The organism is Vibrio sp. 10N.286.55.E10 (assembly GCF_002872555.1).
Taxonomy (GTDB): domain Bacteria; phylum Pseudomonadota; class Gammaproteobacteria; order Enterobacterales; family Vibrionaceae; genus Vibrio; species Vibrio crassostreae.
Genome location: NZ_MCSD01000002.1, coordinates 153,345 through 167,341 on the forward strand (window position 1 = coordinate 153,345; position 13,997 = coordinate 167,341).

Here is a 13,997-nt window from a genome sequence, read left to right on the forward strand (position 1 = left end):
ATACTTTAGCCACTTAAAATTACATGGTCTATTGAGATGGATAAAATAGAAATTAGAGGCGCTCGTACGCATAACCTCAAAGACGTTAACCTAACGATTCCCCGCGATAAACTCACGGTTATCACTGGACTATCCGGTTCAGGGAAGTCGTCACTTGCGTTTGATACTCTCTACGCAGAAGGACAACGTCGCTATGTTGAGTCTTTGTCTGCCTACGCTCGCCAATTTCTATCTCTTATGGAAAAACCCGATGTAGACCACATTGAAGGTTTATCTCCAGCTATCTCGATAGAGCAAAAATCGACGTCACATAACCCCCGCTCAACCGTCGGTACTATTACTGAAGTCTATGATTACCTTAGGTTACTGTATGCGCGAGTTGGCGAACCTCGTTGTCCAGATCACAACATCCCTCTAGCTGCGCAAACTATCAGCCAAATGGTGGATAAGGTACTTGAACTACCAGCTGGCTCAAAAATGATGTTACTGGCGCCTATCGTCAAAGAACGCAAAGGTGAGCATGTTAAAACACTGGAAAACTTAGCGGCACAAGGCTTTATCCGTGCGCGCATTGATGGTGAAACCTGTGATCTATCCGATCCACCAGCACTTGAACTTCATAAGAAACACACCATTGAAGTCGTGGTAGACAGATTCAAAGTTCGTCCTGATCTTCAACAGCGTTTAGCTGAGTCATTCGAGACCACATTAGAGCTATCTGGCGGCATCGCTGTCGTCGGTTGGATGGATGAAACAGACCAAGAAGAGATCGTATTCTCTGCTAACTTCGCTTGTCCAAAGTGTGGCTACAGCATGCAGGAACTAGAGCCTCGCCTATTCTCTTTCAATAACCCAGCTGGGGCATGCGGTACTTGTGATGGTCTTGGGGTTCAGCAGTATTTTGACCCAAGCCGAGTGATTTTGGATGAGAACCTAAGTATCGCAGAAGGTGCGATCAAAGGTTGGGATCAAAAGAACTACTACTATTTCCAAATGCTAACATCGCTGTCAGAACATTATGGTTTTGACCTGTATGCACCATTTAATTCTCTACCGAAAAAGACTCAAGAGATCATTCTAAAAGGATCAGGTCGTACTGAAGTGGAATTCAAGTACATCAATGACCGAGGTGATATTCGAGTTAAGCGTCATCCATTCGAGGGAATATTAAATACCTTAGAGCGCCGTTACCGTGATACTGAATCTAGCGCGGTGCGTGAAGATCTTGCCAAATATATATCAACCAAATCATGTTCTAGCTGTGATGGTACTCGCTTAAGATTAGAGGCTCGAAATGTTTTCATTGGTGATACAACACTGCCGGAAATCGTTGAACTGAGCATTGCTGACGCACTACAATTTTTCCAAGAATTGAAATTAGACGGTCAGCGTGGGCAGATCGCAGATAAAGTGATGAAAGAGATCAATGATCGTCTGCATTTCTTAGTCAACGTTGGTTTAAACTACCTTAACCTATCACGCAGTGCCGAGACGCTGTCTGGTGGTGAGGCGCAACGTATTCGTTTGGCGAGCCAAATCGGTGCCGGTTTAGTTGGCGTTATGTATGTACTGGATGAACCATCGATTGGCCTCCACCAGCGCGATAATGAACGTCTGCTGCAAACTTTGGTTCACCTCAGAGATCTAGGTAATACGGTGCTTGTTGTTGAACATGATGAAGACGCAATCCGTTGTGCTGACCATGTTATCGATATCGGCCCAGGTGCAGGTGTGCATGGTGGACACGTGGTAGCAGAAGGCACCATGCAAGACATCATCAAGAACCCGAACTCTTTGACAGGCCAATACCTGAGCGGCGCCAAAGAAATTGCAGTGCCAGAAAAGAGAACACCTATCGACAAGAAAAAGGTCGTAGAGATCGTAGGCGCAACGGGGAACAACCTAAAGAATGTCACCGCGACAATTCCTGTAGGCTTATTCAGTTGTATTACGGGTGTATCAGGTTCAGGTAAATCAACACTAATCAATGACACCTTCTTCAAAGTCGCCCACACTCAATTAAACGGGGCCACGACTGCTGTTCCTGCACAACACAAAAAGATTAAAGGATTAGAACATTTTGATAAGGTGATAGACATAGATCAAAGCCCTATCGGTCGTACACCAAGGTCAAACCCTGCAACCTACACAGGGATCTTCACACCTATCCGTGAATTATTCGCAGGCACACAAGAGTCACGATCTCGTGGTTATAAACCAGGTCGATTCAGCTTTAACGTGCGTGGTGGTCGTTGTGAGGCTTGTCAGGGTGATGGCGTAATCAAAGTAGAGATGCACTTCTTGCCAGATGTGTATGTACCGTGTGATGTGTGTAAAGGTAAACGCTACAACCGTGAAACACTAGAAGTTCGTTACAAGGGCAAAACCATTGACGAAGTCCTTGAAATGACCGTAGAAGATGCGCGTGAGTTCTTCAATCCGGTTCCAGTGATTGCTCGTAAACTGCAAACACTCATGGACGTGGGTCTATCTTACATTCGCTTAGGGCAAGCAGCGACAACCTTATCTGGTGGTGAAGCGCAGCGTGTTAAATTGGCGCGTGAGCTATCGAAGCGAGACACAGGTAAAACCTTGTACATTCTAGATGAACCAACAACAGGTCTTCATTTCCACGATATTCAGCAGCTGTTAACAGTACTACATAGGTTGCGTGATCACGGTAATACGGTTGTCGTGATTGAGCACAACCTAGATGTCGTTAAAACAGCAGACTGGATCCTAGATCTTGGCCCAGAAGGTGGTCAAGGTGGTGGCGAGATTGTTGCAGAAGGTACACCTGAAGATGTGGCTTTAGTCGAAGGTTCACACACCGCTCGCTTCCTTAAGCCTATGTTAAATTTGAAGTAGGTGTAAAATAGCGCCCTGCGAGCAGACAGAAAAATGTTAAAGTAACAGAGCTTGTTTCAGAAGGAACAAGCTCTGTTTTTATAAGGTTAGGGATTTATGGCAACAATACACACTAGCGGTACCCAGCTAGAAAATCAGGTCACTCAGCTACCACTCAACAAAGCATTTCTGGCTTCTTTAGCTGTTGTATTCTTGTTAGCCATGCATTTTTTCATGCCTAACCCTGGAGGCTCGGGGCTTGCGTTATCATTTAACCCAACAACTTGGCTGGCGCTAAGCTTCACGCTAGCAATTGGCTTTTACCAACTCGCTACCAACCGAGTACTTAAGTATTCAAAATTAACGATTGGCTTGTTGATAAGCTGCGTCATACTCACACTACCCATTTTATACAGCAATGCAGCTCCTCAAGGAGCTTCAGGACGCTTGCTTGGATTGTGGGCGGGCTTTGCATTATTCGTCGTGCTGCAGCAATTTAAATTCAGCAATAAGCACAAGCAGCGCATGTTGTGGTTCATTGTGCTTGCTGTTGTCATACAAGCACTATTTGGCTATGTGCAATATTTCTTCTTGGAGCCTGGCAACCTATTTGGCTACAACACAGCGGCAAACCGACCATATGGGATATTCCAACAACCGAATGTAATGGCAAGCTTCCTTGCTACGGGCTTTGTGCTTTCAGCTTACCTTTTAGCAAGGCAGCCCGCTAAATATAACCATAAGATCAGTGAGTCTTTCTTACTGTATCTGACCCCAACTTTAACCGTGCCACTGCTGATCATCATCGCATCACGTACAGGATGGTTAGCTGCCGTCATTGGGTTTGTCTGCATTCTGCCTTATCTATACAAATTCTCGACCAAGAAACGCTTCTACGGATGGTGTATATCAGTAGTGGTTGGTATCGCTGTTGCGTTTACGGTTATTAACCTCAGTGCTACAGACAGTATCGCTAGCAAGAAGGTGAATCTAGAAAGCCCACGAGCTTATACCTTCCCACAAGCTCTAGATATGATGATCGAAAAGCCATTTACCGGTTATGGTTACGGGAAATTTGAATCTGAGTACACCTTGTATACGGCTCGCCAACATCAACTCAACTCGAACTATCATCCCGGCCTTCCTTCAATGGATCACCCTCACAATGAGTTCCTGCTTTGGGGAGTTGAAGGGGGCATAGTACCAATCATCGGAATCTTGATTGCTGCAATATTGGTTATGTCACGCATAGCAAGTTCTGCAAAGGGAACGCGTCTAGCCCTGCTCGCGTTATTCATCCCAATCCTTTTGCACTCTCAACTTGAGTATCCTTTTTACCACTCGGCGATTCACTGGATAACATTCATTATATTGATTTACTGGGTCGATCAACGCTCTTCCCGACACTATCAACAGCCGTTCAGTATCATCAGTAAAACCTTGTTTCGAGTATCGAGCTTAGTAATACCTATCTTGGTCAGTTTTTATATGTTGAGCGCTCTGCATACCAACTATGTCCTGACTAAGTTTGAGCTGTCTAAGCCTAAAAACCCAGACATTCTTAAGCAAGTAACCAACCCCGTAGTCTGGAAAGATCGCTATGATTGGGACATATACAGCACATACCTTAATATTGGTCTCTATAAAGCAGACCCGAGCCTTATCCAGCCTTACATCGACTGGTCGTTAGAGATCATCAAGAGTAAGCCTAGGCCGGCTTTTTACAGCAACCTTATTCTTGCTTATCAAGGATTGGGGGATCACAGCAAGGCGGAACAAATTCGTAGTGAAGCAAGCTTCTTGTTCCCAGATAGAGACTTTTCAAAGGTTCAGTATAAGAAAGTGTCACAAGCAGAAGATACCGTTTCATCTGCTGAGTGATGTTTAGAATTCGGAACTGAAGCACCATTTTTGACCTTTCGGTTAGACACAAAAAAGCGCCCGATCTCTCGGGCGCTTTTCTCTTTAATTTCAGTTCATTGCCACTACTATTTCAGAACATCTTTTAACGCTTTGAGACACAGCGCAACATTCTCTTTACGAGCACCGTAACCCATTAGGCCGATACGCCATGCCTTACCAGCCAAAGAGCCCAGCCCTGCACCGATTTCAAGATTGTATTCTTCTAAAAGCTGCGTTCTGATCTTAGCTTCATCAATTCCTTCAGGGAAATAAAGTGCGTTCAGCTGCGGCAGGCGACTCTCTTCATCAACCACAAACTTTAACCCTAGAGCTTCTACGCCTTCTTTAAGCTCCTGGTGCATCGCATGATGACGAGACCACGCATTATCTAAGCCTTCATTTTTCAACAAAACCAGCGACTCATGCAGAGCATAGAGGCTATTTACAGGTGCGGTATGGTGGTAGCTGCGCTTACCTTCTCCGCTCCAGTAACCTAATACTAAACTTTGATCTAAGAACCAGCTTTGCACTGGAGCTTGGCGGGCTTTCATTTTATCAACGGCACGCTGAGAGAAAGTCACCGGAGATAGCCCTGGCACACAAGACAGACACTTTTGGCTGCCAGAATAAACCGCATCTAGCTGCCACTCATCAACCAGCAATGGCACACCACCAAGTGATGTCACTGCATCGACAATCGTTAACGCATCAAACTGACGAGCGATAGCTGAGATAGCTTGAGCATCAGATAGCGCTCCAGTTGATGTCTCTGCATGCACAAATGCAACCGCAACAGCATCGGGGTTTTCTGCCAATGCTTGTTCTACCTTTTCAACTGAAACGGGCTTGCCCCACTCGTCATCAACAAGGATGGCTTCGCCACCACAGCGCACCACGTTTTCTCGCATACGCTCACCGAAGACACCGTTACGACAAACAATCACCTTTTCACCAGGCTCAATCAAGTTAACAAAACAGGTCTCCATACCCGCACTGCCCGGTGCAGAAACGGCAATCGTAAATTCGTTTTCAGTCTGAAAAGCGTATTTAAGAAGCTGTTTAAGCTCATCCATCATCGCAATAAAAAGCGGATCTAAGTGACCAATCGTCGGACGGCTTAGAGCCTGCAGTACCTGAGGTGAGATATCAGAAGGACCTGGTCCCATTAACGTTCGGTGTGGTGGATAAAAGCTATCGATAGCAGTAGTGAGTGTTAAATTAGACATGTACATCCCTTACGTTAATGTTGTGAACAATCCACCCTAAAGCAAATTGATTACCTCAGCAATTAGCCATAAGTATTGAGGTCAAACCACTGTCACATAATTGTTAAAATTATTTTTCAATTATCTCAAGTTACGGATTGACATTGTTACCGCAAACACGTTCAATGAAATGGCTATCTAGCAGAAGAGGAGCACTGCCCAGGCAGGTGTTTTGTGGAACCGCATTTCCAATACAAAACATTTATGGGGAGCAGTGCCGAGATAATAAAAGAATGCAGGACCTTTATTATCGGTTGAGCGGGCTGAATCCCGTCAACTGTCGCCATTTCTATATGGTGAAGAGCTTCTGAGGTTACTATTCTAATAATTCCTCTCTTTTTGCTCTAAAACTCTCTTCGAAAAACATCGGACGTTGGATTACCCAACCGTAATTTTATTTTAGGAAGTCGTGGGAGATATATCGTGAGTGCATCTAATGTAGCTGGTTCTTTTAATGTCGCTAAGTTTGGTGGTACAAGTGTTGCCAACTTTGAAGCAATGAGCCGCTGTGCTGTCATTATTGAAAACAACTCAAACACGAAACTGGTCGTGAGTAGTGCATGCTCTGGTGTCACTAACTTGCTGGTTGAACTGGCAAATGGTGTTCAAGACAAAGCTCGTCGTCAGGAATTGATGACCCAATTAGCGAACATTCATGACGCAATTCTTGACCAACTCGCAGACCCAATCAGCATCGAAAAAGAAGTTCATAGCATTCTTGATGACATTGCGAGCGCTGCAGAGGCTGCATCATTCCAAACAAGCACTAAACTGACTGATCACCTTGTCGCATGTGGCGAGTTGATGTCGACACACATCTTGGCTCAGATCATCCGTGAACGAGGCACTCCTGCAGTTCGCTTTGATATCAGAGATGTGATGCGCACTAATGATGATTTTGGTAAAGCCGAACCTCAACTCGAAGATATTGCCGCTCTAGCGCAACAGAAACTTATGCCACTTTGCCAACAACAAGTTGTCGTGACCCAAGGTTTTATCGGTGCTGATAGCGAAGGTAACACCACGACTTTAGGCCGCGGTGGCAGTGATTACTCAGCAGCATTGATTGCCGAATCTGTACAGGCGATTGGTTTAGAAATCTGGACGGATGTTCCGGGGATCTACACCACTGATCCTCGTATTGCACCTAAAGCTTCTCCTATCCCAGAGATCAGCTTTAGTGAAGCATCGGAAATGGCAAACTTTGGTGCGAAGATCTTACACCCATCAACTCTAGTACCTGCACTGCGCCACCAAATCCCAGTATTTGTCGGCTCTTCTAAAGCACCAGAGCTCGGTGGAACTTGGATTCGTCAAGAAGTTGAAAGCTCCCCTCTATTTAGAGCGCTTGCCCTACGCTGCAACCAAACTATGGTTACACTCCGCAGCGCTAACATGTTCCATGCCTATGGCTTCTTGGCAAAGGTATTCGAGATCCTTGCTAAACATAAGATCTCGGTCGATCTTATCACCACCTCAGAGATCAGTGTGTCACTCACTCTGGATCAAACAGACACTTCAGGTGGTGCTCCTGAGTTACCTGAAGCCGCTCGTCTTGAGCTTGAAGAGCTGTGTTCTGTCGATATTGAGCACGACCTATGCCTTGTTGCGCTTATTGGTAACAACATGAGCGAAAGCAAAGGCTATGCGAAGCAGGTATTCGGCACTCTTGAAGATTTCAACCTACGCATGATTTGTTACGGAGCAAGCCCACACAACCTGTGTTTCTTGCTAGATGAATCTGTTTCTAAGTTGGCGATTCAAAAACTACACCAAGAGTTATTTGAATAGAAAGTCCGTTTATCATCGACAGATAAATAACTAAATCACAAATACAAAAAGGGTTGCCATTCAGCAACCCTTTCTCTTTTTAACTTTACGAATCAAAGCTCGTTATAGATTCAAACTAGTTAATGTTTGGACCTAACCACTTCTCGGCTTCTAACATGTCCCAACCTTTGCGGTCAGCATAGCTATCCACTTGATCCTGTTGAATCTGAGCAATAGCAAAGTATCTAGCATCAGGGTGTGAGAAGTACATACCAGACACTGAGGCACCAGGCCACATCGCGTAGCTTGTCGTTAATGACATATCGATTGCCTTTTCAACGTCCATCAGCTCCCACAACGTGCCTTTCTCTGTATGCTCTGGGCAAGCAGGGTAACCTGGAGCTGGACGAATACCTTGGTATTTCTCTCGAATCAAATCGTCGTTAGACAAATCCTCATCTGGCGAGTAGCCCCAAATATCCTTTCTCACTTCTTTATGCAGATACTCTGCGAACGCTTCAGCCAATCGGTCAGCAACCGCCTGAATCATGATTGCGTTGTAGTCATCGCCTTTCGCTTTGTATTCATCAGCCAGCTCTCGCTCACCAATACCACCGGTTACCGCAAAGCCACCAATCCAATCCGCTTTACCGCTTTCTTTTGGCGCAATGTAATCTGACAGGCAATAGTTAAAGCCTTTTGGTTTCTCTGTTTGTTGACGAAGGTTGTGTAGAACTTTTAGAACTTCGGTACGAGATTCATCGGTATACACTTCAATATCATCACCAACACTGTTCGCTGGGAACATGGCACACATACCACGCGCTTCAAGCAGCTTCTCTTTCTCTACGCGATCCAGTAAATCATTGGCATCTTTGAATAAACGTTTTGCTTCTTCACCCACTTCTTCATGATCAATGATCGCAGGGTACTTACCAACCAATGACCATGTCATAAAGAATGGAGTCCAATCGATGTACTGACGCAGAGTAGCTACATCAAAATCATTGAAGATGTGAACTCCCGGCTTAGCGGGTGCCGGTGGCGTATACGCATCCCAATCGATAGCGACTTTATTGGCACGAGCTCTTTCAAGTGTGACAGGCTTAGTGCGCGGCTTCTTACGATTGTGCTGGTCTCGAACGCGATCATAGTCGATATCTAGCTTCTCAACGAAAGCGGGCTTCAATTCATCAGAAAGTAGTGAAGTACACACACCTACAGCGCGCGAGGCATTATTTACGTATACAACAGGTTCTGAATAATTTTGTTCAATCTTGACCGCAGTGTGCGCTTTAGATGTAGTTGCGCCGCCGATCAATAGAGGAAGCTTAAAACCTTGTCTTTCCATCTCTTTGGCAACGTGTACCATTTCATCAAGAGACGGTGTAATCAGTCCAGACAGGCCAATAATGTCGACATTCTCTTCTTTTGCGACCTTGAGAATCTTCTCACAAGAAACCATTACGCCTAAATCGATGATCTCGTAGTTATTACACTGTAAAACCACGCCAACGATATTCTTACCAATATCGTGTACGTCACCTTTAACGGTCGCTAATAGAATCTTACCGTTAGTTGCGCCCACTTCTTTCGATGCATTGATGAATGGTTCTAGGTGGGCAACCGCTTGTTTCATAACACGCGCAGACTTTACAACCTGTGGTAAGAACATCTTACCTTCACCAAATAGGTCACCGACAACGTTCATGCCGTCCATTAGAGGGCCTTCAATCACCTCGATAGGGCGAGAGGCATTAACGCGAGCTTCTTCGGTATCTTCAACGATAAAATCGGTGATACCTTTAACCAAAGAGTGCTCTAAGCGCTTCTCTACAGGCCAAGTTCTCCATTCTAGAGCAGATTTATCTTCAACCTTACCGACAGCACGCTCTAGGTATTCGGTCGCCATTTCAAGCAATCGTTCAGTCGAATCATCACGACGGTTCAATACAACATCTTCAACAGCATCACGCAGATCTTCTGGAACATTATCGTAAATTTCCAGTTGACCAGCGTTTACGATGCCCATATCCATACCATTTTTAAAACAGTGATATAGGAATACTGCGTGGATTGCCTCACGAACGTAATTGTTACCGCGGAATGAGAACGACACGTTCGATACACCACCAGAGATCATCGCATGAGGGAGATCACGCTTGATATCCCCTACAGCTTCGATGAAATCGACCGCATAGTTGTTATGTTCATCAATACCAGTAGCAACCGCGAAGATGTTCGGGTCAAAAATAATGTCTTCAGGTGGGAAGCCAACCTCATCAACAAGAATGTTGTAGGCATTGGTACAGATCTCGACTTTACGCTCTCGAGTATCAGCCTGCCCGACTTCATCGAACGCCATCACAATGACAGCTGCACCATAACGACGAACTAATTTGGCTTGCTCAACAAACTTCTCTTTGCCTTCTTTTAGAGAGATTGAGTTAACGATACCTTTGCCTTGAATACATTTCAGACCAGCTTCGATAACTTCCCACTTAGAAGAGTCGACCATGACTGGCACTTTCGAGATTTCTGGTTCTGACGCACATAGATTAAGGAATTTAACCATACACGCCTCAGCGTCTAGCATCCCTTCATCCATGTTGATATCGATAATTTGAGCACCGTTCTCAACTTGCTCTCGAGCAACACTCAAGGCTTCGTCGTAAAGCTCTTCCTTAATAAGGCGCTTAAAGCGGGCAGAACCGGTAACGTTAGTACGCTCACCCACGTTCACGAACAAAGATTCTTTAGCTATCGTCAGTGGCTCTAGTCCCGAAAGACGGCAAGAAACAGGTAAATCCGGCAATTGACGCGGCGTTACACCTTCAACTGCCTCAGCCATTTGGCGGATATGCTCTGGAGTAGTACCACAACAGCCACCAATTAGGTTCAAGAAGCCACTTTCAGCCCATTCCTTAACGTGCTCAGCCATATCTTCAGGCGAAAGGTCATACTCACCAAATGCGTTAGGCAAACCTGCATTAGGGTGAGCGGAAACGTTACATTCTGAGATGCGAGACATCTCACCAACGTACTCTCGCAGTTCATCAGGACCTAATGCACAGTTCAATCCAAATGAGATAGGTTTTACATGACGAAGTGCGTTGTAGAATGCTTCTGTCGTCTGACCTGAAAGCGTACGACCTGAAGCATCAGTAATGGTACCGGAGATCATAACAGGTAGAGTAATGCCCACTTCTTCGAAAACGGATTCAACCGCAAAAGCACACGCTTTCGCGTTCAACGTATCGAAGATAGTTTCGATAAGAATTAAGTCTGAACCGCCCTTAATAAGCGCGCGAGTCGACTCAGAATAAGCTTCAACTAACTCGTCAAAGCTAACATTTCGATAACCTGGATCGTTTACATCAGGCGAGATAGAACAAGTTCGGTTAGTTGGACCTAATACACCCGCGACGAAGCGAGGCTTTTCTGGGGTCTTTGCGGTCCATTCATCAGCCGCTTCACGAGCAAGCTTGGCAGCAGCAAAGTTAATTTCTTCACTAAGGCTTTCCATATCATAGTCGGCCATAGCGATGGTTGTAGCGTTAAAGGTATTGGTTTCGAGGATGTCAGCCCCAGCTTCCAAGTATTCTGAATGGATATCTTTGATAAGCTTAGGCTGTGTAAGAACTAAAAGGTCATTGTTGCCCTTTAAGTCACTGTGCCAATCAGCAAAGCGTTCACCACGATAGTCTTGCTCTTCCAATTTATAATCCTGAATCATGGTGCCCATGCCACCATCAATCAGTAAAATTCGTTGCTTCAACAGAGCGTCAATCTTTTGCCTTACATTACTTCCCACGGTACAACCTCATTCCTTTAATTATCCCTCCATCCTATCACACATTAAAAAGGAGTCTAGACGTCTAAAAAAGGAAATTGATTACCGACTCATGACAAAAAAATGTTTGCTATTTGAGCATGAGACAACGAAAATTCATATTCATACTTTGTTACATGTTGGAATCCCAATGTCGGTCTATTACACCTTATGCTTCTTGTCCGCTGCAGCCATGCTTATTGCTTTCGTGAATACCAAAATTGGTAAAATGCAGACAACCATCGCCATCACAGCTGGCTCAATGATGTTATCTCTATTGATTATCATTGCGGGACAAAACAATTGGTTCCAATTGGCTGACATCGCCTCAGAAACCGTTGCCAGTATCAACTTTGAAGATTTCTTACTTAAGGGAATCTTGGGGTTCTTGCTCTTTGCCGGTGGTTTGGGGATTAAATTACCAAACCTAAAAGACCAGAAGTGGGAAATAACAGTACTCGCATTAGGTGCAACGCTGTTTTCAACATTCTTTATCGGTTTTGTGCTGTACGGGTTCTGTCAGTTTATTGGTATTCAATTTGATCTAATTTACTGCCTACTGTTTGGCTCTCTAATCTCCCCTACCGATCCCATTGCCGTGCTAGCCATCGTAAAGAAACTCGATGCGCCAAGACGAATCTCTACTCAAATCGAGGGAGAGTCTCTATTTAACGATGGTTTTGGTTTGGTTATCTTCGTAACCTTATTTACTATCGCATTCGGTACAGAAGCACCGACTGTCGGTAGTGTCACCATGTTATTCGTTCAAGAGGCGATTGGCGGCATTGTCTACGGTTTTGTTTTAGGTCTCGTATTCCACTACCTAATCAGCAACACCGATGACCACTCGATGGAGTTACTATTGACGATCGGCATCCCAACTGCTGGTTATGCGTTTGCTGAAGTTCTACATGTATCAGGACCATTAGCAATGGTGGTATCAGGTATCATGATTGGTAACTGGACTCGCTTTATCGGATTCTCAAAAGAGAGTGAAGATCACCTAGATCATTTCTGGGAATTAATAGATGAATTCTTAAACGGCGTATTATTCCTATTAATTGGTATGTCGATGCTGCTATTCAAATTCCACCAAGAAGACTGGATCTTAATGGCATTCGCAGTCCCTCTAGTATTGAGTGCACGCTACTTGAGTGTTTTCTTGTCTTACATCGGATTTAAACGCTTTAGAACTTACAACCCATGGTCGATTAAGATTCTAACTTGGGGTGGCTTGCGTGGTGGTCTAGCTCTAGCGATGGCACTTTCAATCCCTTCAGGTATCTGGGTAATAGAAGATAAGGCAATAGATGTTAAAGAGATAATCCTTGTTATGACCTATGCCGTAGTAGTGTTCTCGATTCTCGTTCAGGGCTCGACGATCACTCCTATGATAGAAAAAGCGAAGCAAGCTGAGAAAGAGCTAGATTAACATCTAAAAAATTAAACTAGGCTGCCTAATTTAGGTAGCCTTTTTTATACCTGATGAAAATCAGACTTACCAATTTTCTCACTGAAGCTCTAGCTAAAGGTATATGTAGCACATCGATCGTATCTAGGACATTTGATGTACTGATATTGGAGTAATCAAAAATCTCAATGTAGGGTAAACACTAGATTTGGCCAGAACTCTTTCAGGAAGTTCAACCATACAGAGAACTAGTTCCTATTCGCAGTCGCGAGTCTACCCAATAAACCACTCTCAAGATTGTATAAGTGCCAGATGAAAGGCTTCACCTTTCATGTGGAAACAAAAACAACAGGACTCAACGTCTCGCTTAAATAGCGTTAATATCGCTAGTTATTAATTAGCAAAACTGCAGAGCAAAATGAGTGTTGATCAGAAAGCTCTGGTTTTGAACTAAGTCTTCATATTCGACAAGGCTATACAAAGCAGGAGTTCAAGAGGTTGAGTAGATAGAGATAGCTAAAGGAGCACTTGGTATTTCCAGTGTAACTTCTAAAGATGACAGGAATAATAAAGGCTCTAGCATTTCTACGGGACGCGCAGTCTAGCCTGGGGTGGACTTGGGTCCCTCCGGAGATTCGAGCTAGCTGGCAAAGCAACAGACGTAAACAAGCCCCAGCATTTCTACTGAGGCTTTGATATGGCGGGGTGGAGAGATTCGAAATTCCTGCATCCTCTATTTTAGTAATTCGGGAAATCCGCGGCTTACTAATAGCGTATCTTAGATTCAGAAAGCAAAAAGGCTCTAGCATTTCTGCTAGAGCCTTAAATATGACAGGGGTGGACTGGGCCGGCACTCCGGAGATTAGACCGGGCTGGCGATCCAGCTCCCAACATTGCTTCGTAGAAGTAACAGATGTAAAAAAGCCTCAGCATTTCTGCTGAGGCTTCGTATATGGCAGGGGTGGAGAGA

The 13,997-nt window shown here is 44.7% G+C and carries 6 protein-coding genes and 1 riboswitch; of the genes, 4 read left to right on the forward strand and 2 right to left on the reverse strand.

What is annotated here, in order from left to right; all coding sequences use genetic code 11:
• The first annotated feature begins 36 nt into the window (after positions 1–36).
• On the forward strand, positions 37–2,868 hold the full coding sequence (gene uvrA, locus BCV39_RS01870; protein ID WP_102433141.1) for an excinuclease ABC subunit UvrA: 2,832 nt from the start codon (positions 37–39) through the stop codon (positions 2,866–2,868).
• 96 nt (positions 2,869–2,964) lie between these two features.
• Positions 2,965–4,728: a PglL family O-oligosaccharyltransferase gene (locus tag BCV39_RS01875; protein WP_102433142.1), complete on the forward strand. Its 1,764-nt coding sequence runs from the start codon at positions 2,965–2,967 to the stop codon at positions 4,726–4,728.
• A 107-nt stretch (positions 4,729–4,835) separates the two neighbouring features.
• Here the strand turns inward: BCV39_RS01875 and BCV39_RS01880 are convergent, their stop codons facing one another.
• Positions 4,836–5,975, reverse strand: coding sequence for an alanine--glyoxylate aminotransferase family protein (locus tag BCV39_RS01880; protein WP_048618113.1), 1,140 nt, complete (start codon positions 5,973–5,975; stop codon positions 4,836–4,838).
• A 176-nt stretch (positions 5,976–6,151) separates the two neighbouring features.
• Positions 6,152–6,329, forward strand: a riboswitch (Lysine riboswitch).
• Positions 6,330–6,437: 108 nt separating this feature from the next.
• Here BCV39_RS01880 and lysC point away from each other — a divergent pair.
• Positions 6,438–7,805 (forward strand): lysine-sensitive aspartokinase 3, encoded by a 1,368-nt coding sequence (gene lysC / locus BCV39_RS01885; protein ID WP_102433143.1) that lies wholly within the window; start codon positions 6,438–6,440, stop codon positions 7,803–7,805.
• A gap of 115 nt (positions 7,806–7,920) precedes the next feature.
• Here the strand turns inward: lysC and metH are convergent, their stop codons facing one another.
• Complete coding sequence (metH, locus tag BCV39_RS01890) at positions 7,921–11,598, reverse strand: methionine synthase (RefSeq protein ID WP_102433144.1); 3,678 nt, start codon at positions 11,596–11,598, stop codon at positions 7,921–7,923.
• Between the two features lie 169 nt (positions 11,599–11,767).
• Here metH and BCV39_RS01895 point away from each other — a divergent pair, with 169 nt between their 5' ends.
• Positions 11,768–13,048, forward strand: coding sequence for a sodium:proton antiporter (locus BCV39_RS01895; protein WP_017061334.1), 1,281 nt, complete (start codon positions 11,768–11,770; stop codon positions 13,046–13,048).
• Positions 13,049–13,997 lie beyond the last annotated feature (949 nt).

Coding starts and splice junctions, on each gene's coding strand:
- uvrA (WP_102433141.1), top strand. CDS start 37: ATGGATAAAATAGAAATTAGAGGCGCTCGTACGCATAACCTCAAAGAC.
- BCV39_RS01875 (WP_102433142.1), top strand. CDS start 2,965: ATGGCAACAATACACACTAGCGGTACCCAGCTAGAAAATCAGGTCACT.
- BCV39_RS01880 (WP_048618113.1), bottom strand. CDS start 5,975: ATGTCTAATTTAACACTCACTACTGCTATCGATAGCTTTTATCCACCA.
- BCV39_RS01895 (WP_017061334.1), top strand. CDS start 11,768: ATGTCGGTCTATTACACCTTATGCTTCTTGTCCGCTGCAGCCATGCTT.